This window comes from Bradyrhizobium sp. 22 (assembly GCF_000482425.1).
GTDB lineage: Bacteria > Pseudomonadota > Alphaproteobacteria > Rhizobiales > Xanthobacteraceae > Bradyrhizobium > Bradyrhizobium japonicum_B.
The window spans coordinates 2,155,886-2,176,051 of the sequence record NZ_KI519399.1 but is presented as its reverse complement, the minus strand read 5'-3'; the positions used below and the strand labels follow the sequence as shown (position 1 = coordinate 2,176,051).

The 20,166-nt window shown below is 64.7% G+C and carries 21 protein-coding genes; 9 read left to right on the top strand and 12 right to left on the bottom strand.

Going from position 1 to position 20,166, the window contains the following annotated elements; translation table 11 throughout:
- Positions 1–178: 178 nt before the first annotated feature.
- Together K410_RS0111640 and K410_RS0111635 are read right to left on the bottom strand one after the other, a co-directional pair.
- Complete coding sequence (locus K410_RS0111640) at positions 179–1,141, bottom strand: DnaJ C-terminal domain-containing protein (protein ID WP_028135012.1); 963 nt, start codon at positions 1,139–1,141, stop codon at positions 179–181.
- A gap of 166 nt (positions 1,142–1,307) precedes the next feature.
- Positions 1,308–1,715, bottom strand: a complete 408-nt coding sequence (locus K410_RS0111635) for an RT0821/Lpp0805 family surface protein (protein ID WP_028135011.1) — start codon at positions 1,713–1,715, stop codon at positions 1,308–1,310.
- A 113-nt stretch (positions 1,716–1,828) separates the two neighbouring features.
- Between K410_RS0111635 and pdxH the strand changes: the two genes are divergently transcribed.
- The gene (gene pdxH, locus K410_RS0111630; protein WP_028135010.1) at positions 1,829–2,470 is read left to right on the top strand and encodes a pyridoxamine 5'-phosphate oxidase; all 642 of its coding nucleotides are present in this window, start codon (positions 1,829–1,831) and stop codon (positions 2,468–2,470) included.
- A 50-nt stretch (positions 2,471–2,520) separates the two neighbouring features.
- On the top strand, positions 2,521–3,273 hold the full coding sequence (locus K410_RS0111625; protein ID WP_028135009.1) for an SDR family NAD(P)-dependent oxidoreductase: 753 nt from the start codon (positions 2,521–2,523) through the stop codon (positions 3,271–3,273).
- 854 nt (positions 3,274–4,127) lie between these two features.
- On the opposite strand, the gene K410_RS0111620 is transcribed toward K410_RS0111625, so the two are convergent.
- Positions 4,128–4,346, bottom strand: a complete 219-nt coding sequence (locus tag K410_RS0111620; RefSeq protein ID WP_028135008.1) for a hypothetical protein — start codon at positions 4,344–4,346, stop codon at positions 4,128–4,130.
- Between the two features lie 206 nt (positions 4,347–4,552).
- The gene (locus K410_RS0111615) at positions 4,553–5,530 is read right to left on the bottom strand and encodes a magnesium transporter CorA family protein (protein WP_028135007.1); all 978 of its coding nucleotides are present in this window, start codon (positions 5,528–5,530) and stop codon (positions 4,553–4,555) included.
- A gap of 336 nt (positions 5,531–5,866) precedes the next feature.
- Between K410_RS0111615 and K410_RS0111610 the strand changes: the two genes are divergently transcribed.
- Complete coding sequence (locus K410_RS0111610; protein WP_028135006.1) at positions 5,867–6,544, top strand: L,D-transpeptidase; 678 nt, start codon at positions 5,867–5,869, stop codon at positions 6,542–6,544.
- Positions 6,545–6,582: 38 nt separating this feature from the next.
- On the opposite strand, the gene K410_RS0111605 is transcribed toward K410_RS0111610, so the two are convergent.
- A complete protein-coding gene (locus tag K410_RS0111605) occupies positions 6,583–7,689 on the bottom strand; it encodes an extensin family protein (protein ID WP_028135005.1) in 1,107 nt (368 codons plus the stop codon).
- Positions 7,690–7,753: 64 nt separating this feature from the next.
- Between K410_RS0111605 and K410_RS0111600 the strand changes: the two genes are divergently transcribed.
- Positions 7,754–9,382, top strand: coding sequence for a fatty-acid--CoA ligase (locus K410_RS0111600; RefSeq protein WP_028135004.1), 1,629 nt, complete (start codon positions 7,754–7,756; stop codon positions 9,380–9,382).
- A 248-nt stretch (positions 9,383–9,630) separates the two neighbouring features.
- Entirely contained in the window at positions 9,631–10,485 is an 855-nt protein-coding gene (locus K410_RS0111595) for a DUF1499 domain-containing protein (RefSeq protein ID WP_028135003.1), read from the top strand.
- A 127-nt stretch (positions 10,486–10,612) separates the two neighbouring features.
- Here the strand turns inward: K410_RS0111595 and K410_RS0111590 are convergent, their stop codons facing one another.
- The 5 genes from K410_RS0111590 to K410_RS0111570 all read right to left on the bottom strand — a co-directional run bounded on the left by K410_RS0111590 (position 10,613) and on the right by K410_RS0111570 (position 15,996).
- Complete coding sequence (locus K410_RS0111590; RefSeq protein ID WP_028135002.1) at positions 10,613–11,530, bottom strand: MBL fold metallo-hydrolase; 918 nt, start codon at positions 11,528–11,530, stop codon at positions 10,613–10,615.
- A gap of 7 nt (positions 11,531–11,537) precedes the next feature.
- Positions 11,538–11,660 (bottom strand): hypothetical protein, encoded by a 123-nt coding sequence (locus K410_RS41270; RefSeq protein ID WP_283805922.1) that lies wholly within the window; start codon positions 11,658–11,660, stop codon positions 11,538–11,540.
- 32 nt (positions 11,661–11,692) lie between these two features.
- Entirely contained in the window at positions 11,693–12,907 is a 1,215-nt protein-coding gene (locus K410_RS0111580) for an acyl-CoA dehydrogenase (RefSeq protein ID WP_028135001.1), read from the bottom strand.
- Between the two features lie 113 nt (positions 12,908–13,020).
- Positions 13,021–14,097, bottom strand: coding sequence for a 3,4-dihydroxy-2-butanone-4-phosphate synthase (gene ribB, locus K410_RS0111575; RefSeq protein WP_028135000.1), 1,077 nt, complete (start codon positions 14,095–14,097; stop codon positions 13,021–13,023).
- Between the two features lie 168 nt (positions 14,098–14,265).
- Positions 14,266–15,996: a cation:proton antiporter gene (locus K410_RS0111570; RefSeq protein WP_028134999.1), complete on the bottom strand. Its 1,731-nt coding sequence runs from the start codon at positions 15,994–15,996 to the stop codon at positions 14,266–14,268.
- A gap of 64 nt (positions 15,997–16,060) precedes the next feature.
- Between K410_RS0111570 and K410_RS0111565 the strand changes: the two genes are divergently transcribed.
- Positions 16,061–16,588, top strand: a complete 528-nt coding sequence (locus tag K410_RS0111565) for a DUF3124 domain-containing protein (RefSeq protein ID WP_028134998.1) — start codon at positions 16,061–16,063, stop codon at positions 16,586–16,588.
- Between the two features lie 85 nt (positions 16,589–16,673).
- Positions 16,674–17,906 carry an aminotransferase-like domain-containing protein gene (locus K410_RS0111560; RefSeq protein ID WP_028134997.1) on the top strand — a complete coding sequence of 411 codons (1,233 nt, stop codon included), beginning with the start codon at positions 16,674–16,676 and terminating at the stop codon, positions 17,904–17,906.
- Between the two features lie 10 nt (positions 17,907–17,916).
- Here K410_RS0111560 and hpaD read toward each other — a convergent pair whose 3' ends face one another.
- Positions 17,917–18,771, bottom strand: a complete 855-nt coding sequence (hpaD, locus tag K410_RS0111555; protein ID WP_028134996.1) for a 3,4-dihydroxyphenylacetate 2,3-dioxygenase — start codon at positions 18,769–18,771, stop codon at positions 17,917–17,919.
- Between the two features lie 18 nt (positions 18,772–18,789).
- Positions 18,790–19,059 carry a helix-turn-helix domain-containing protein gene (locus K410_RS0111550; RefSeq protein WP_028134995.1) on the bottom strand — a complete coding sequence of 90 codons (270 nt, stop codon included), beginning with the start codon at positions 19,057–19,059 and terminating at the stop codon, positions 18,790–18,792.
- A 159-nt stretch (positions 19,060–19,218) separates the two neighbouring features.
- On the opposite strand from K410_RS0111550, the gene K410_RS0111545 reads away from it, so the two are divergent.
- Together K410_RS0111545 and K410_RS0111540 are read left to right on the top strand one after the other, a co-directional pair.
- A complete protein-coding gene (locus tag K410_RS0111545; protein ID WP_028134994.1) occupies positions 19,219–19,671 on the top strand; it encodes a hypothetical protein in 453 nt (150 codons plus the stop codon).
- A 96-nt stretch (positions 19,672–19,767) separates the two neighbouring features.
- A complete protein-coding gene (locus K410_RS0111540) occupies positions 19,768–20,001 on the top strand; it encodes a hypothetical protein (protein ID WP_028134993.1) in 234 nt (77 codons plus the stop codon).
- The last annotated feature ends 165 nt before the right edge of the window (positions 20,002–20,166 follow it).

Below are 20,166 nucleotides of genomic sequence, written 5' to 3'. Positions count from 1 at the left end.
TCGATTGGGGTTTTTGGTACCGCGCTGGTCCCCCTCTCGAGGCCGCACCTTTTTATCGGCTGCCCCGCCGGACAGCCGATACGTCGAATTCATGAAGCGCTACCACGCCTCAGGCATATGATGAGCATCATCTCCGGGACGATGCCCTAAGGTCGTTAGGAGAACCCCTTCATCATGCTTAGCCAAGCCCGCTACGTGGATTGTAGGGGTGTTGGTCCCGCCACTTCTCCATCAATGCTTCAAGTTCGGCGTCGTTCCCGTCCGGTAGCATAATCCTGACAGTGACGAAGAGATCCCCGGTTCCGCCGGATTTCGGCAGGCCCTTGCCCTTGAGGCGGAAGGTCCGCCCACTGGAGGTGTTTTTCGGGACCGAAAGCTCCACGGCATTGCCGAGGGTGGGCACGCGGACCTTGCCGCCGAGCACCGCCTCGTAGAGCGTGACTGGCAGGTCGATCCGGAGGTCGGCGCCCTCGACCTTGAAGAAAGGGTGCGGCGCGATGTTGATGGTGATCAGGAGATCGCCGGGCGGATGCCCCTGCGCGCTCTCGCCCTGCCCGCGCAGCCGGATCTGCTGGCCTTCGGTCACGCCGGCCGGAATCTTGACGTTGAGCTCCTTGCCCGTCGGCAGCCGGACCCGCTTCTCGCCGCCCTTGACCGATTCCTCCAGCGAGACGGACATGGCAACGTTGACGTCGAGATCGAGCCCGATGCCGCCGGTGTCGAAGTCGAACTGAGCGCCGCCGCCGGCCCCCGGCCGTGCGCCGCGCATCCCGCCGCCGAACATGCTGTTGAGGATATCCTCGAACGCGCCGCCGCCCGCGCCGGGACCGCCGCCGGAGCGGAATGTATAGCTTTCGAACCCGCCGGGGCCGGCACGGCCGCGCGGCCCGCCACCGCCCGGAAACCCCTGGAAGCGCGGCTTGCCCTCGGCATCGATCTCGCCGCGGTCGAACTGCTTGCGCTTGTCCTCGTCGCCGATGATCTCGTTCGCCGAGTTGATCTCGGAGAAGCGCTCGGCGGCTTTCGGGTCGTCCTTGTTGCTGTCGGGATGGTGCTTCTTGGCAAGCTTGCGATAGGCGCTCTTGATCGCGGCAGCGCTGGCGCTCCGCGGCACCCCCAAGACCTCATAGGGGTCGCGCATCCGTCACGTCTCCTTCAAGACTTCGAATTGTTCAAAGGGCTCCCCGCCCCACCTGCGATCCATGTGGGGAGAGAGTGGCATTTTTGCAACTAGGGGCGTGCGCCCAATCTCTACGTTTGGAGCATGATCTTATCGGAAAACCGGTTCCCACTTTTCCGGATCATGCTCAGCTCCGCCACGGCTTTAGCGTATGAATCTCCCAACGGCCACGGCTGCTTTGGCAGCCGGCGCCCTGGAGCCAGCTTTCCGTCGTCCCGTTGACGTAGCTCGCCAGGAAATCGCGGCATTTGCGGCCGTCCTCGGCGGCATAGGATTGCGCGATCGGCGTCACCGAGCCGCGCGCCCCGGTCTCCGGATTCTCCCAATGCTGGCTGGAATCCTTGTCGCCCTTGCTGAGGACGTCGGTGGCGGCGTTGCGGGCGAAGGCCATATCGGTCTCGGTCGGCGGGGCGTCCTTCGCCAGTCGCGCGATCGAGCCGGTGAGGTCGCTGTCGTCGGCCTTGGCGTAGGCACTCTGGTCGGTGCGGGAAAAGCTGCAGCCCCCGGCTCCGAGCCCGACGAGAATGATCGTCATGACAAAGCCCGATGGCCGGATCGCCGATAGGCCAACGCGTCCCCATGCCCTATATAGGGCGGTAGCGGACGACAACGCGTTTTGGGCCGCGGGACGCAACTCGGACTCCAGACATGACCGACACGACCTCGATGAAACACCAGACACCCTTAACATCCGGTGATTTCACCGCCGCCGACGAGCCGTTTGCGCTGTTCGAGAGCTGGCTGAACGAGGCGATCAAGAGCGAGCCAAACGATCCGAATGCCATGGCGCTCGCGACCGTCGATCCCGACGGCCTGCCCGACGTGCGCATGGTGCTGATGAAGGGCTTCGATACCGAGGGTTTCGTGTTCTACAGCCACATCGCCAGCCAGAAGGGCCGCGAACTCACCGCAAATCCTAAGGCAGCGTTACTTTTTCACTGGAAGTCGCTGCGGCGTCAGGTCCGCATCCGCGGCAACGTGACGCCGGTGACCGACGCCGAAGCCGACGCCTATTTCGCCACCCGGCCCAAGCAGGCGCAGATCGGCGCCTGGGCGAGCAAGCAGTCCGAGGCGCTGGAGAGCCGCTTCGCCTTCGAACAGGCCATCGCGAAAGTCGCGGCCAGATACGTCATCGGCGAAGTGCCGCGGCCGCCGGGCTGGAGTGGCTGGCGCATCACGCCCTCCCGGATCGAGTTCTGGCACGACCGCCCGTTCCGCTTGCACGACCGCATCGAATTTCGTCGTGACGCGGCCGGCCAGAAGTGGTCCAAGACGCGGATGTATCCTTGAGCCTCATCTTGATCCTTGTCTCGAGCTTTGGGCCGACCTGAAAGATGTCCATGCCGCATTCGTCCAATGCGCCGCGCCGCACGCTGCTCCTGACCGGAGCAAGCCGCGGAATCGGCCATGCCACCGTGATCCGCTTCTCCTCGGCGGGCTGGCGCGTCATCACCTGCTCGCGGCACCCCTTCCCCGAGGATTGCCCGTGGGACGCCGGTCCTGAGGACCATATCCAAGTCGACCTCGCCGATCCCAAGGACACGACCCGCGCGATCTCCGACATCCGCAACCGTCTCGAAGGCGGCATGCTGCATGCGCTGGTCAACAACGCCGCGATCTCGCCGAAGGGACCGGGCGGATCGAGGCTCGGCTCGGTCGACACCGACCTCGAGACCTGGACGCATGTCTTTCACGTCAACTTCTTCGCGCCGATCATGATCGCGCGCGGGCTGATCGAGGAATTGAAGGCGGCCAGGGGCTCGGTCGTGAACGTCACCTCGATCGCGGGCTCGCGGGTGCATCCGTTCGCCGGCGCCGCCTACGCCACCTCGAAGGCCGCGCTCGCCTCGCTGACGCGCGAGATGGCCTCCGATTTCGGCCGCATCGGCGTCCGCGTGAACGCCATCGCGCCGGGCGAGATCGACACCTCGATCCTGTCGCCGGGCACCGAAAAGATCGTCGAGCAGCAGATCCCGATGCACCGCCTCGGCACGCCCGACGAGGTCGCCAAGATCATCTACGTGCTGTGCACGGACACCAGCTCTTACGTCAACGGCGCCGAGATCCACATCAACGGTGGCCAGCACGTGTGATCGGTTCGCATCGTCGCGGCTGTGACGGAGCAAGAGGCGGCAGTTGCTTCTCCAAGTATCGCTGTCATTCCCCGCAGGCGGGGAATCCAGTGCGCCGCGGCCTCTAGGTTCAGTCACTGCCGTCTCGGAGTACTCGGGCGATGACACCTATCGCGTGGCTACAGACACGCCTTTACGTTCTCGCGGCTGAATTCGCCCGAGCTTTGCTTCATCTTCGCCCCCTCAAAGCCAAGAGGGCGCAGGGAAGGCCGGGTGCTGACAACGCACCCGCGGTCCGCTGCGCGAAAATGCACACGCAGGAAGAACCGCACAGCAGCATACAGGTGGTGCCGATCACTCGGCCTTCCCTGCGCGATGGTCGGACGGCTTATGCCGTGCTCTCCCGGGAGCCGAACTTTCCTTCTGGCCTCCCTCGCCGTTCGAATTGGCGATGCCGTCCACCCGGTTGGGCTCGCGCACATCTTCGATCCGGCTTGACCGTAGCAACGACGGCCAGGACCACACGGTTTTGCCGTACGCGCTCAGCGCCGCTCGTCTGCACGCGGCCACGGACTCACAGGGACTACCCGCCCTGCCCGCACCTCTCGTGCCGACGCTGCCGCGTCCACCGCAAGCCCGGCTCGCGATCAAGACGACGACGAGATCGCCCCTCCTGGTGAGCCGGGATGGACGACACATACGCCAAAACCGAATTTCGGTAAAGTGGAATATTTTTGCGCGGATGGATTGACAGAGCGCGACACAGGGCTCTGTTCAGGCATCACGGCTGATTGTCCTGAAAAAGACTGCGAAAGGAAGCAAGGCGATCCAGACAACGCCGCCGCAAGACCTGGATCGCCCTCGCCTTCCGTTCCTCAATCGATTCGAATCCGACGCGACCTGTCGCGCGGCCGCGGCGCGGCCGAGCTGAATGCGGTCGAGCAGTCGTCGTCGTTCTCACCGTCGAGCAGCGGAGCACCACAGTGCCGGCACATGCGCACCGACATCGACGACGCCTTGCCGCTCGCCAAGACCTGACGATAGTTCGCCAGATCGATGACGTTGCGGGGCGACGTTATGTGTTTTTCAACCATGGTTGTTCCTCGCGGCTACGCACCACTTATCGCAGACAAGTTTCGCGCAAACGTTCAGCCCACCGCTCAAATTTTACCGGAGGAATTGCGGCACGATGCACCCATCACCGCGATGCCGCAATCCCGATCTATTCTGCGACACGATTCATCGTCTCTGTGCGGCCGGCGTAAGGTCTCGGTAGCTATTTTCCGAGCGCGCGGCGCGATCAGAGCCACTTCTTCCACTTGAAGATCCAGTACGGGACAATCGCGGCGATCAGCATCATCACCAGCGCCATCGGATAGCCGTGCACCCATTCGAGTTCCGGCATGACCTTGAAGTTCATGCCGTAGACGGAGGCGATCAGCGTCGGCGGCATCAGGACGACGGCCATGACCGAGAACAGCTTGATGATGTTGTTCTGCTCGAGATTGACGACGCCGAGCATGGCGTCGAGCACGAAGGTGATCTTGTTGGAGAGATAGGAGGCGTGGTCGGTCAGCGAGGCCACGTCGCGCTGCATGGTCTTGAGTTGCTCGCGCATGTCCTTCGACCATTTCACGCCCTCCACGACCGCGGACAGGAACGCCACGACGCGGCCGATCGAGACGAGGCTCTCGCGAACCTTCGAGGTCAGGTCGCCCTTGCGACCGATCGAGATCAGGATCTGGGAATATCTCTTGGCCTGCCCGTGGCGCTCGCTCTCCGGCTCGAAGATGTCGTGGCTGACCTGGTCGATCTCGGCGCCGCACCGCTCCAGGATGTCGGCGCAGCGGTCGATCACGGCGTCCAGCAGTTCCATCAGCACCGTCTCGCCGGTGACGGACGGCGTGCAGGAGCGGGCGAGCTTGGCCTCGACGAGGGCGAACGGCTTGGGGAGGTCGTAGCGCACCGTCACCAGGCGGTGGTCGGCGAGGATGAAGGTCACCGGCGTGGTCCTGGGCATGTCGGTATCGGAGTGGCACATCAGCGTCGCGGTCATGTAGCGCCCGCCGTTCTCGATGTAGAGGCGGCTGGAGATCTCGATCTCCTGCATGTCTTCCCGGGTCGGGATGGCGATGCCCGCGAGCCGCTCCACCGCCTTGTCCTCAGCCGCGCTCGGATTGACGAGATCGATCCAGACCGCGCCGTCCGGCAACGCGGAAAGATCCTCGATCACGACCTTCTTCAGGGCGGACTCGGAGGGAACAAAGACCGAAAACATGCACGACTCCGACAGACCGGCGACAGAAGGCCAGCCCTTAGCGCGATTCTGGCCAGTTCACGATGACAAGTGCATTAAGGAAGCGTTTGGATTTGCGGTCACGTCACGGCTCAACTGTGGCGTGGAAACGACAGCTGGCCATTTCCGGCCCAAAAACCTGCACCGTGCTGCAAAATTTGCGGCAGAAAAGCCACAGCTCGGCTCTCGCAGCGCGGGACAAGGGCTTCAGTGCTGGAATTGTGGCAGATTTCAACGATAATGGGATTAACGGAGTCGAGGAACTTGGGCGTTAAGCTCAAGCATTCCGCACGGTATTGTTTTGATTGGAACCAAACCATGTCGTCGCTGAAAGTTTTGTTTGGGATTTTGGCCGCAGGCCTGATGCTGTCGGGCTGCATGCAGGCCACTCGCTATGAGGCGACCGACACCAAGGCCTTCAAGCCGAAGGACAAGGAGCTCCTCGCCAAGGTCAAGTACGAGAACGCCCCGGTCGCAGAGCCGTTCCGCCGCGCCATCGTCGAATACCACCGCAAGGAATCGCCGGGCTCGATCGTGGTCGATTCCGACAACCATTACCTCTATTACGTGCTGGAGGGCGGCAAGGCGATCCGCTACGGCATCACCGTGGGCGAAGAGGCCATGGCCTGGTCCGGCATCGCCAAGGTCGGCAGCAAGACCGAGTGGCCGGCCTGGCACCCCACCCCCGGCGAGATTTCGCGCCTGGGCGTGCCGACCTATGTCGCCCCCGGCCCGGACAATCCGATGGGCTCCCGTGCGCTGTACCTCTATTCGGGGGGCAAGGACACGCTGTTCCGCATCCACGGCACCAACCAGCCGGAATATATCGGCGCCTCGATCTCGTCAGGCTGCATCCGCCTGACCAACGAGGACGCGATCGATCTCTATGATCGCGTCAAGGTCGGCACCCTCGTCGTGGTGCTTGAGCCCAAGCACGGCGACTCGCCGTACAATTCGCGATTGGCGCTCGGCAACAGCCAGGCGGTCAGCTACTGATCGCCGCCTGATCTTTCTGACATTCAAAAGCGCCGGTTTCACCGGCGCTTTTTTGTTGTTGGCTTTTGCGGCCGGGACTTGCTGCCCTCGGCCGCCGGCTTCTCCGCTGGAGCTTTCTCCGCGGCCTCCTCGTCAGCGCCTTCCCGAACCTCAGGCTTGGCCTCAGGCTTGGCCGCGACCTCGCGCGGTGGCGCTTCCTCGGGACGTTCCGCAGGCAGCAGCGGTGCTACCCGTGGCAGCGGATCCCAGACATTCCACTGGCAGATCCGGTAGTCGTTGCGCCGCTGCGCCAGGTCGAGATGGATATGGTCCTCGTGGTACCAGTCCGAGCCCGGGCCGAGCACGGTGGAGAACCGCGCGCAGACCGAGTGCAGCACGCGTTCGCGCACCTCGCGCGGCATGGTGCGGTCGGTGAGGCCGATCGACTGCCCGTTGGCCAGCTTGATGGCGCGCACATCGACGGCGTTGGCCTTGCCGTGCTCCGACAGCAGCGCGCCGGCGACGCGGTTGCGGCCGCGGCATTCGAAGGAATTGAAATTATCGAGGTCGCTGATGGTCGAGCCGAGGCTGCTGGCCAGCGGCACCATGTCCTTGCGCAGCCAATCGGCGATCGCGGACGCCATGGTGCAGCGAAGAATCGCGGCCGGCTTGACCGTCACCTTGCGCTTGTCCGGCAGCACGACCGCTTCCAGCCGCACCAGATCCTCGCCGCCGCAGGCGCCGGGGCCGCGGATATCCGGAACGGAGGGCGCGATCGCGATCTCCTCGGTCAGCGCGAGGCGGCAGGCCGAGGCCTGCCTCTCGGGCGGTGCCGCGGCTTCGGCGGGCGTGTCGGCTGCCGGCTTATCGGCAGACGGCTTGTCCCGGGAGGGCTTGTCCTCGGCCTCCGCCGGCGCCGCTTGCGGCGCTTTGGGGGCCTCCTCAGGGCGCGGTCTCGGCAGCGGAATTTTGGCGGAATGTACCGCCGGACGCGGCCGGGGTGCGGCAATACCGAAGATATCCAGCGGCGATGCATGCCTTCGCGCCTCTGCCTGCTCGACGAGCACAAGCGACAGGCCCAGCGCAGCGGTAACCATTGCCGCGCCGGCGGACATATAGCCGCGACAAGACCATTTGCGGCGAAAGTCCGGCAGGCTAAAAGTCATGGCAATCTTTGGCCCTACGCTGAGAGCGACAACGCGCCCAGCGGCTTCTCGGAGGAACGTCGGAATGCTTGGTTTGATGCAAGATTGGCCCCTGCTCTGCCACCGGATCATCGAACACGCCGCCAAAATTCATGGCAAGCAGGAGGTGGTCACACGCTCGGTCGAGGGACCGATCCATCGCACCACTTACGCCGAAATCCACAAACGCGCGCTCAAGGTCTCGCAGATGCTGGAGCGCGACGGCATCAAGCTCGGAGACCGTGTCGCAACCATCGCCTGGAACACCTGGCGCCATCTCGAGGTGTGGTACGGCATCATGGGGATCGGTGCCATCTGCCATACGGTCAATCCCCGCCTTTTCCCCGAGCAGATCGCCTGGATCATCAACCATGCGGAAGACCGCATCGTGATGACCGACCTCACCTTCATTCCGATCCTGGAGAAGATCGCCGACAAGCTGCCGAGCGTGGAGCGCTACGTCGTGCTCACCGACAAGGCGCACATGCCGCAGACCACGCTGAAGAACGTGATCGCCTACGAGGACTGGATCGCGCAGGCGGACGGCAAATTCAAATGGAAGGACTTTGACGAGAACACGGCAGCCGCGATGTGTTACACCTCCGGCACCACCGGCGATCCCAAGGGTGTGCTGTATTCGCATCGCTCCAACGTGCTTCACGCGCTGATGGCCAACAATGTCGACGCCCTCGGCACGAGCGCGTCCGAGACAATGCTGCCGGTGGTTCCGCTGTTCCATGCCAACAGCTGGGGCATCGCCTTCTCCGCGCCTTCGCAGGGCACCAAGCTGGTCATGCCCGGCGCCAAGCTCGACGGCGCCTCGGTCTATGAGCTGCTCTCGACCGAGAAGGTGACGCACACCGCCGGCGTGCCGACGGTGTGGCTGATGCTGCTCCAGCACATGTCCGCCAACAATCTCAAGCTGCCGGATCTGAAGATGGTGATCTGCGGCGGCTCGGCGATGCCGCGCTCCATGATCAAGGCCTTCCTCGACATGGGCTCGAACGTGCGTCACGCCTGGGGCATGACCGAGATGAGCCCGATCGGCAGCGTCGCGGCGCTGAAGCCGCCGTTCCAGAACGCCACCGGCGATGCCAGGCTCGACGTGCTCCAGATGCAGGGCTATGCGCCCTTCGCGGTCGAGATGAAGATCACCGACGATGCCGGCAAGGAGCTGCCCTGGGACGGCAAGACCTTCGGCCGCCTCAAGGTCTCCGGCCCCGCCGTCGCCAAGGCCTATTACCGCGTCGACACCAACATCCTCGACGAGGACGGCTTCTTCGACACCGGCGACGTCTCGACCATCGACGAGGACGGCTACATGCGGATCACCGACCGCTCCAAGGATGTGATCAAGTCCGGCGGCGAGTGGATCTCCTCGATCGATCTCGAAAACCTCGCGGTCGGTCATCCGGCCGTGGCGGAAGCCGCCGTGATCGGCGTGTTCCACCCCAAATGGGACGAGCGGCCGCTCTTGATCGTGCAGCTCAAGCAGGGCCAGCAGGCCACCCGCGAGGAGATCCTGAAGTTCATGGACGGCAAGATCGCCAAATGGTGGATGCCCGACGACGTCGCCTTCGTCGAGGGTATTCCGCACACGGCCACCGGCAAGATCCTGAAGACGGCGCTGCGCGACCAGTTCAAGGATTATCGCTTCCCGAACGCGGCAGCGTAAAACGCGGTGCCACCCTCCCCTGGAGGGGGCGAGCGTTTGACGCATTGAAGCCTCCACGACGTCATGGCCGGGCTTGTCCCGGCCATCCACGCCTCACCTCACGGCAAAAAGAACGTGGATGCCCGGGACAAGCCCGGGCATGACGAACGAGGGACCTGCGGAACTCTTGAATTTGCCGCCGCGCCGTGGTCTCAACGGCCCATCGTCGCGCCTTACCGGCCGGCATCGCCAACCCGGCAGAGCACTCGATGGCCCGCAGGTTTTCCGCTCCCTACCAGTCGGAGCCCGTGTCCAGCCTCGCGAGCTGGGCGCGCAATCTGGCCGTGTTCGCGGTGGTGGCGGTGGTGGTGTCGATCATCATCGTCCGCTTCGATTTCCTGGAGCCGAAGCCGGCGCTCGCCACCTTCCTCGGCGGGCTCGCGATATCAGGTCTCTCGATCCTGTTCGGGCTCTTAGGCTTTGCCGCGATCTGGCAGAACGGCTCGCGCGGCATGGCGCGCATCCTGCTCGCGTTCCTGATCGACGGGGCGATCCTCGCCTATCCCGCCTATCTGGCCCTGCAATATCGCAAGCTGCCGGCGATCTACGACATCACCACCGACCCGATCGACCCGCCGCGCTTCGACGCCCTGGCACGGCTGCGTACCGGCGAGGGCACCAACCCCGCGGTCTATGCCGGCCTCTATTCGGCGGAGCAGCAGCGCCGCTTCTATCCCGCCGTCGAGCCGGTCGAGCTCGAGATTTCCGTCGACCGCGCCTATGCGATCGCCCTCCAGCTCGTCCACAAGCGCAAATGGATCGTCATCGACGAGCGTGCGCCGCAGCCGCCGCGCCGCATCGGCCGCATCGAGGCGGTGGCGCGCACGCCGATCATGGGTTTCCGCGAGGACATTTCGATCAGGTTCGTGGCGGATGGCGACGATTCCCGCGTCGACATCCGCTCGGCCTCGCGCAATTTCGACAGCGATCTCGGCAGCAACGCCGCGCGGATCAAGACATTCATCGACGACCTCAACACCGCCGCCGATGCCGACGCGCTCAAGCCGGTGAAGAAGACGCCGGTGACGCCGCCGAAGGCGCCGGCAAAGACGGTGAAGAAGTGACGCGATAGAGCGTCATCCCGGGGCGCGCATTAGCGCGAACTCTGGTGCGCAATTGCGCACCTGAGGATCTCGCGCCGCAACCTCTGGATTCCGGGTTCGCCACGTTGCGGCGCCCCGGAATGACGAGCTAGGCCATCCGATACGTCCCGCCGATCACGGGATCGCCATCCGTGGCGACCACGCCGCGGGCGACCAGATCCTCCAGATGCGCCAGCACCGAATAGCCGGCGGCGGTCGTCAGCCTGGGATCGATGCCGATATAGATCGCGCGGACCATGGTCGGGATGTCGGTCTCGCCCTTGGCGAGGCGGTGCAGGATCGAGGCCTCGCGCGCCTTGCGGTGCCGGATCAGGAAGCGCACGAAGCGCTGGCCGTCGGGAATCTCCGGGCCGTGGCCCGAGAAATAGAGATCCTCCTCGCGTGCCGCCAGCCGCTCCAGCGAGTCCATGTAGTCGATCATGGAGCCGTCCGGCGGCGCCACGATCGAGGTCGACCAGCCCATCACGTGATCGCCGACGAAGTTGAACTTCCGCTCCGGCCAGGCGAAGGCCAGATGATTGGCGGTGTGGCCCGGCGTCGCCACGGCCTCGAGCCGCCAGCCGTCGCCTTCGACGACGTCGCCATGTGCGACGTTGACGTCCGGTGCGAAATCGCGGTCGGCGCCGGATTCCGGATTGTGCTTCTCGCTCTCGAAACGCGGACGCGAGGCGCGGTGCGGACCCTCGGCATAGACCGGCGCCCCCGTCGTCTGCTTGATCCGCGCGGTGTTCGGCGAATGGTCGCGGTGGGTGTGGGTGACGAAGATATGGCTCACCGTCTCGCCGCGCACGGCATCGAGCAGCGCTGCCGCATGCGCCTCATCGTCCGGACCCGGATCGATGATCGCGACATTGCCGGTGCCGACGATGTAGCTGACGGTGCCCGTGAAGGTGAACGGGCTCGGATTGTTGCAGAGCACGCGGCGCACGCCGGGCCGGACTTCCTCGACGATGCCGGGACGCAGTGGAAAATTGCGGTTGAACGGGACGTCGTCGTTGTCGGACATGGCCTGCTCATTTCCTGCTGACTTCGTCATGCCCGGCCTTGTGCCGGGCATCCACGTTCTTCGCGTGGCTTAAGACGTGGATGGCCGGAACATCCAGCGCGAAGACGTGCTTCGCGCTTTGCCCGGCCATGACGTCGGAGTTTCCTACCTCGACTCTCGAGCTCAGAAAAACGCCTGAATGCCCGTGATGGCGCGGCCCAGGATCAGGGCGTGGACGTCGTGGGTGCCCTCGTAGGTGTTGACCGTCTCGAGGTTATGGACGTGGCGCATCACGTGGTACTCGATCGAGATGCCGTTGCCGCCGTGCATGTCGCGGGCGGTGCGGGCGATGTCGAGCGCCTTGCCGCAATTGTTGCGCTTCATGATCGAGATCATCTCGGGCGCGAACTTGCCCTCGTCCATCAGGCGACCGACGCGAAGCGAGCCCTGGAGGCCCAGCGCGATTTCGGTCTCCATGTCCGCGAGCTTCTTCTGCACGAGCTGGGTTGCGGCCAGCGGCTTGCCGAACTGCTTGCGGTCGAGCGTATACTGGCGGGCGCGATGCATGCAGTCCTCGGCCGCGCCGAGCGCGCCCCAGGAGATGCCGTAGCGGGCGCGGTTGAGGCAGCCGAACGGACCCTTCAGGCCCGAGACGTTGGGAAGCAGCGCGTCCTCGGGGACCACGACGCCGTCCATCACGACCTCGCCGGTGATGGAGGCGCGAAGCGAGAGCTTGCCGCCGATCTTCGGGGCGGAGAGGCCCTTCATGCCCTTCTCCAGCACGAAGCCGCGGATCTGGTTGTCGTGCGCGGCCGACTTGGCCCAGACCACGAACACGTCCGCGATCGGCGCGTTCGAGATCCACATCTTGCTGCCGGTGAGGCGATAGCCGTCCGAGACCTTCTCGGCGCGCGTCTTCATGCCGGCGGGATCGGAGCCCGCGTCGGGCTCGGTCAGGCCGAAGCAGCCGACCCACTCGCCGCTGGCGAGCTTGGGCAGGTACTTCTTGCGCTGGTTCTCGTCGCCATAGGCGTAGATCGGATACATCACCAGCGAGGACTGCACCGAGTTCATCGAGCGGTAGCCGGAATCGACCCGCTCGATCTCGCGCGCGACGAGGCCGTAAGCCACGTAGCTCGCGTTGGCGCAGCCATATTCCTCAGGCAGCGTGATGCCGATCAGGCCAAGCTCGCCCATCTCGTTGAAGATCTCGCGGTCGGTCTTCTCTTCGAGATAGGCCTTGGCGACGCGCGGCAGCAGCTTGTCCTGGGCGTAAGCGCGTGCGGTGTCGCGCACCATACGCTCGTCTTCGGTGAGCTGCTCGTCGAGCAGGAACGGATCGTCCCACTGGAAAGAAGCCGCAGCCGGCTTGTCCTTGGCCTGAGGGCGCACGCTCATGAAACGTCCTTTCACGTCTGGTTCCGTCAACAATTGCCCGACAAACTAAAGCGCCGCGGCAACAAGTGCAATTGCGTCCTGGTATTCGGTCATTCTGGGAATGACACGACCCGTCAGCTCTCGAGCTGCTCGTTGGCGACGATCTCGATGCCGAAGCCCGACAGGCCCTTGTAGTCGTGCACCGAGGAGGTGAGATGCCGGATCGAGGTGACGCCGAGATCGCGCAGGATCTGCGCACCGACGCCGACCTCGCGCCACTGCCGGTTGCGGTCGGCCTCGGTCTGCGTCTCGTCCGGCAGCGCCGCGACGGGCACACCGGCCGCGCCGTCGCGCAAATAGACCAGAACGCCGCGGCCGGACTTCTTGAAATGCTCCAGCACCGCCGCCATGCGCTTGTGGCCGGTGAAGATGTCCTTGACGATGTTCGGCTTGTGGAAGCGCGTCAGCACGTTCTTGCCGTCACCGACGCCGTTGTAGACGAAGGCGACATGGGCGATGGAATCGAACGGCGAGCGGTAGGCATAGCCCTGCAAGGGTCCGATCGGACTTTCGGTGACGAAGGTCGAGACTCGCTCGATCAGTTTCTCGCGCGCCTGGCGGTAGGCGATCATGTCCGCGATGGTGACGTGCTTCAGCTTGTGCCTGGCGGCGAACTGCGCGACCTGCTCGCCCTTCATCACGCTGCCGTCGTCGTTCATCAATTCGCTGATGACGCCGACCGGCGGCAGCCCGGAGAGCTTGCAGAGATCGACCGCGGCCTCGGTATGACCGGAGCGCAGCAGCACGCCGCCGTCCTTGGCGATCAGCGGGAAGATGTGACCGGGCCGGGCGAAATCGTTGGCGCCGACGTTGGGATTGGCCAGCGCGCGGCAGCAGGAGGCGCGCTCCTCGGCGGAGATGCCGGTGCCGCCATCGGGCTTGTAGTCGATCGACACCGTGAACGCGGTGGTGTGCGCGGAATCGTTGTGGGCCACCATCGGATCGAGCCGCAGGCGGCGCGCGTCCTCGCTGGTCACCGGCGCGCAGACGATGCCGGAGGTGTGGCGGATGATGAACGCCATCTTCTCGGCGGTGCAGAGCGAGGCGGCGACGATCAGGTCGCCCTCGCCCTCGCGGTCCTCGTCGTCGGTGACGACGACGAGCTCGCCCCGGGCAAAGGCCTGCAAGACTTCCTGAATGCTATCGGGCATTTCCCAATCTCTATCGGTTATGCCGGGAGGCTTAGCCGGACTTGGACCGGTGCGCTAGTGTCCTGGACGCAACCGCATATTCCGGGCGGCGGGCCGTCGCAGGCCGGCTTGCACCGAAGATACCAGGATATAGGCACGGGCAGCGGAGCGGAAGGCCGCCGGATGCCGTCAAGGCAGCACCTCGCGCCGCTCGCCGAGCCGCTGATCGAGCTCGGCGCGCTTGTCGGCCAGGAGACCGGCCTGGGCCGCCTCGATGACCGTGAACAGCTCGTGCGCATCGCTGAGCCGGGTCACGGTGACGTAGCTGGCGCCGGCCTCGTAGAGGGCGCTGACGTCGGCCAGGAGGTCGGCGGTGGCGACGATCAGGGCGGTCGGATTGAGCGCGCGGACGTGGCGGACCAGCTTCTCGTTGGTGGCGCCCTTCAGCAGCGAATCCGGCACGCTGAGGATGATGATCTCGGACTTGCCGATGCCGGCATGGAGCAGCGTATCGACATTGCTGATATCGCCGTAGATCACGTGCAGGCCGCGCGAAAGCAGGGTCTGGTACACATTGGGGTTGAAGTCGACCACGGTGATCTGCTCGAGCAGCACCGGCGTCTGCCGTTCGATCTCGGCCAAGAGCGCGCTCGCCGCACGGAAGAAGCCGAGGATGACGATGCGGCGGGCCTCGCCGTGGCCGCCCTCGTGCCCCTCCTCGCCATGGCCGCTGCCATGGTCGAGGTCGCGCAGGCCGATCCGTTTCAAGGGACCGATCGCCCAGCGGGTGATCTCGTCGCTGCGGCTCATCGCGAAGGTCGAGAGCACCGCCAGCACCACGAAGGCGAAGGAGGCCGCGTTCGCGGTCTCGGCTGCGATGTGGTGATCGGTGATGCCGGTCTGGATCACGACCAGCGAGAACTCGGAGATCTGCGCCAGGTTCAGCGCCGGCAGCAGGCTGGCGCGCAGGCCCTGCTTCATCAGGTAGAGCGGGGTGAAGGTGGTGACGAGGCGGCTCACCACCGTGAACGCCGCGATCATCAGGGCCAGGCTGATCACCGAGAGTCCGGGCACGGGGATGGTCATGCCGAGCGCGACGAAGAACAGGGTGATGAAGAAGTCGCGCAGCGTGGTGACCTTGGCGGTGACGTCGAGCGCGTAAGGAAAGGTCGAGAGCGAGACGCCGGCGATCAGCGCCCCCATCTCGCGCGACAGCGACAGTTGATACGCGGTCTCGGCGACCAGAAAGCACCAGGCGAGCGCGCCGAGCAGGATCAGCTCGGGCCGCCGGGCGATCTGGTGGAACAGCCGCGGCAGCACGTAGCGGCTGACCAGCAGCGCGGCCGTGACCAGCACCGCGACGCGGCCGATCGAGAGCAGGATGACGCTGACCTGCAGATTGGCAAGGCTCGGCTGCACCGCCAGGAACAGGATGGCGAAGATGTCCTGAAGCACCAGCACGCCGAGCGTGATGCGCCCCGGCAGCGTGTCGAGCTCGCGCTTCTCGTAGAGCACCTTGACGATGATGACGGTGCTGGACAGCGCGCAGGCGACGGAGAGGTAGACCGCATCGAAGTGCCCGCCGCCGAGCCCCAGGCCGATGCCGACGAAGAACAGGCCCCCGAGCAGGCAGCCGACGAGCAGCTGGCTGCCCGCCGCGAACAGGATCACCCGCCCTGCCCGCACGATCTTCTTCAGGTCGATCTCCAGGCCGATCATGAACAGCATGAAGATCAGGCCAAGCTCGGAGATGACGCTGATCGATTCCTGCGAATGGACCCAGCCGGCGCCGAATGGACCTATGCAGAAGCCGGCGATAAGGTAGGCCAGGATCAGCGGCTGCCGGGAGAAATGGGCGAGCAGGCCCAGCATCCAGGCGAAGAGGATAGAAAGAGTGATGTCGCGAATGAGCTCGTGCATACCAAATTGGTCCGTTTTGCACCCTAGAGACGGGTTGCCGCGCGGCAAGCGAGCAATTCGTCACATGCGAAAGGGGTTGCTCGCAGCAATGCTGCTATGCCCCCTCGCCGTTGCCGTGCCCGCCGCCGCACAATCCAAAGTCAATATCGAACAGAACTTTGCCGATTCCCTCACTGCGATGCCGAAGGAAGAACTCGCCGTCTCCGGCGGATTCTACGTGCCCGCCTACTCCAGCGTGGCGATGAGCCAGGGCAAGCTGCGCATCGACTTCTCGGTGACCTTGAGTGTTCACAACGCCTCCGAGATCCAGCCGCTGGTGATCAAACGCATCGCCTATTTCGACACCGCAGGCAAGCAGGTCGACAACTATCTGAAGGCGCCGGTGGCCTTGAAGCCGCTGGCGACCGTCTCGGTCTTCATTCCCATCGACGACGTGCGCGGCGGGACCGGGGCCAATTTCCTGGTCGACTGGGCCGCGACAGGCGAGATCGCCGAGCCCGTGGTCGAGGCCTTGATGGTTGGCGGCGTCGCCAATGCGCATTACGCTTTCATCAGCCAGGGCCGCCCAACCCGGACGGTCACCAGGAAATAACGCCGTCCGGCCCGGACGGCCGGCAAGACACAAGACTGGCCGGTGCAACGCCGGCTCCATAAGAACAGAAACGAGGAACGCCCCAATGACGTCCAGCTTCGATTTCGCGCCCCTGTTTCCGGCAGGGCTGCCGGCCCCGTCCGCGCGCTGGACGGGCCTTGCCAAATACAGCTTTGTCGGCGGCAACAACGATTCCGAGCAGGTGCCGCTCGAGGAGCTGATCGAAGCGACCAACACGGTGCTGCGGCGCGAGGGACGCTCGCTCGCCACTTACGGGCTGGCGCACGGCCCGCAGGGTTACCTGCCCCTGCGCGAATTCCTGGTGACGAAGCTCAAGCGCGATGCCGGGATCACCTGCACGGTCGACGATCTCCTGATCGTCTCCGGCTCGCTGCAGGCGCTCGACCTCGTCAACGCGACGCTGCTGACCCGCGGCGACACCGTGATCTTCGAGCAGGACAGCTATCAGGGCTCCCTGACCCGCCTGGCGCGGCTCGGCGTCAACGTGGTCGGCGTCCCCCTCGACAAGGATGGCATGCGCATGGATCTGCTGGCCGCGACGCTGGCCGATCTGAAGGGCCGCGGCATCCGCCCGAAATACATCTACACCATCCCGACGGTGCAGAACCCGACCGGCAGCATCATGCCCGAGAGCCGCCGCGTCGAGATGGTCCGGCTTGCGACCGAGTATGGCGTGCCCATTTTCGAGGACGATTGCTATGCCGACCTGGTCTGGTCCGGGCAGCGGCCGCCGGCGATCTACGCGATGAGCGAGAGTGGCGGCGTGATCCATATCGGCTCGTTCTCGAAATCGATCGCGCCGGCGCTGCGCGTCGGCTTCATCGTGGCACCCTGGGAGGTGATGTCGCGAATGCTGGCGCTGAAGACGGATGCCGGCTCCGGCGCACTCGAGCAGATGGTGCTCGCCACCTATTGCAAGCCGCATTTTTCGACCCACGTGCCGGCCTTGACCAAGGCGCTGCGCACCAAGCTCGACACGCTGATGGAGGCGCTGAACGAGCAGTTCGGGACGGCGGCGGAGTTCGAGGAGCCCAAGGGCGGCATCTTCCTCTGGGTGAAGCTGCCCGATCAGGTCGATACGCTGAAGCTGTATCAGGCAGCGCTCGCCGCCGGCGTCTCGATCAATCCGGGGCCGGAATGGTCGACCAACAAGGGCCATTCCAGCTCACGGCTGCGGCTGTGCTTTGCAAGTCCGACGCATCAGCAGATTCGCGAGGGCGTCGCCGTGCTGGCCGAGGTCTGCCGCAAGGAGTTCGGCGTGCCCGCCCGCAGCGCCAACGTGGAGAAACGGGCCTGAGGCCGCGGCCTCACGCCTCGACGTGAAATTCCACGTTGACCTGGCCACTCCCCGAGGACGGGAAATAGTCGCAGAGCTGCTCGGCGGCGCCGCGATAATCGTACCAGCCGAGCGCGGCGAACAGCATGATGGTGTCGGCCATGCCGCCTTCGCCGTTGCACTTCGTGGCATAGTCCGGAAGCATGTCGAGGAACTCGCGGTAGCGACGGCCCTGCCACAGCTCGAGCACGCGCAGATCGACTTGGCGGTTGAACTCGCTTGCAACCGAGGTCCAGGCCTCGGGACCGAGCTTCTTGTTCGGCCAGAGCCGATGCGAGAGCGAGCCGCTGGCGAGGATTGCGGCCCGCTCGCCCGATGCATCGATCGCCCGGCGAGTCGCTTCACCGAGGATCCGGCTCTCCTCGAACGAGGTGAAGAGCGGCGAGGCCACCGAGACGACCTTCGCAAAGCCGTCCGGGTTCATGTAGTGCATCGGCACGATCGTGCCGTATTCGAGCCCGAGGCTCGCCACCTGATGGGCGATCACGTTCAGGCCCGCCTCCCCCGCCCTGTCAGCGATGGCCTGCGCCAGGCCCGTATCGCCCGGCAGATCGTAACGCAGGTCCTGAATCATCTGCGGCGCCTCGTGGCTCGTGAACGAGCCGCGATGCCTCGCATTGGCATTGATGTGGTAGCCGAAATTGGAGAGCCAGTGGGTGTCGAACACCACGAAGCAGGTGACGCGGCGCTCTTTCGCCCGCCGGCCGAGTTCGCGCAAGGACCTGACCGCCGGCTCGCGCGCGGCACGCAACGGGCTGCCGGGCTGCTCCGACAGCATCAACGATGGAACGTGGGTGACCTTGGCGGCGAGTACGAGCTGCCCCATGGCCGTCCCCTCGAAGCGTCAGGCCTGGGGCTGACTGCCGTGGATCGCCGAGGCAAGCCGCAGCAAAAGCACGATCGAGACGTTGCCCTTGCCGGCCTCGATCTGGGCGATGTAGCGCTCGGAGATCCCGGAACGGCGGGCCAGCTCGCGGCGCGACAGGTCGCAGCGCATGCGCGAGGACCGCAGGCGATCGCCCAGCTCGCTCAGAAACTCGGTCTCGGAATAAGGCGGTACGGCACAGCTCCCCGGCAGCACTTCGCCCGCAAAATCCATGACTTGATTCAGCATTGGTCTATCCAGGTTCGCCTTCGGGAAGCGCCATCCTACCCCGGAAAAGACCGGGCTCATTGACGCGGATCAAATTCGCGAGTGATCGGCGGCGGCCATGGACGCAAACGGGCGGGATGCTACACTTTGGAATTCTTCGAGGCGGGGTTCTTCAAGGACATGACGCGTTGTTTGAGCCGTTGGATCGCGGCTGCGCTGCTGTGGGCAGCGATGACGCCTGCGGCCAGTGCCGAGACACTGGCTGCGACGGTCGAGCAATGGGGCCTGCTCGGCTCGTGGGCGGTCGACTGCGCCGCCAAGCCCGACCGCGACAAGGGCGCGCTCCTGAGCTACGAGATCCGGAAGGACGGCCGGGTGATGTACCGGCGCAATTTCGGTGACGCCAAGGACGAGAACGAGGTGGTGTCGGCCACGGTCAGCGCCGACGGCCTGCTCAATGTGATGGTGTACTTCCCTTCGCTGCGCCAGGCGCGTGAGTTCGGCTTGGCGCAATTGAAGGACGGCAGCCTGCGTGCGATCTACAATCGCAGCGAGCGCGGCGAGTACACGATCCGCGACGGCAAATATGTCGCGACGGGTGCGCCGACGCCACCACAACAGCGTTGCGATTAGTCACCTGAACAGCTGTTCAGAATTCTCCTGCGATTCCTCCGGAACGATCGTGTGAATGCGCGGTTTAAATGTGCATTCGAATTGGAGGAGGACATCATGAAGAAGCTTGGTTATGCAATTGCGGCCCTGGGTGCGCTCGTGATCGCGGCGCCGACGCTCGCAAGTGCGGAGACGGTCGTGATCAAGCGCAGCGGCTATCACCATCATCATCACGGCCCGTACGGCGCCCGCGCCCAATACCGCGTGCATCGCGACCATGGCTGGCACCGCGGCCACCATCGCAACAAGGTCGTGGTGATCAAGCGCAGCCATCGCCACCACTGGGATTAATGCAGAGTACATATGGAAATGGCCCCTCACGGGGCCTTTTCTTTTGCGTTCTTCTTCCTTCTCCCCTTGCGGGGCTGTTGCGTAATTCGCCAGTTGTGATTCCCTAAGGCAAAGGCTGGAGGGATCGATGGCGGTGAAGCGGACGGGGCAGCCGAGCTTTGTAGA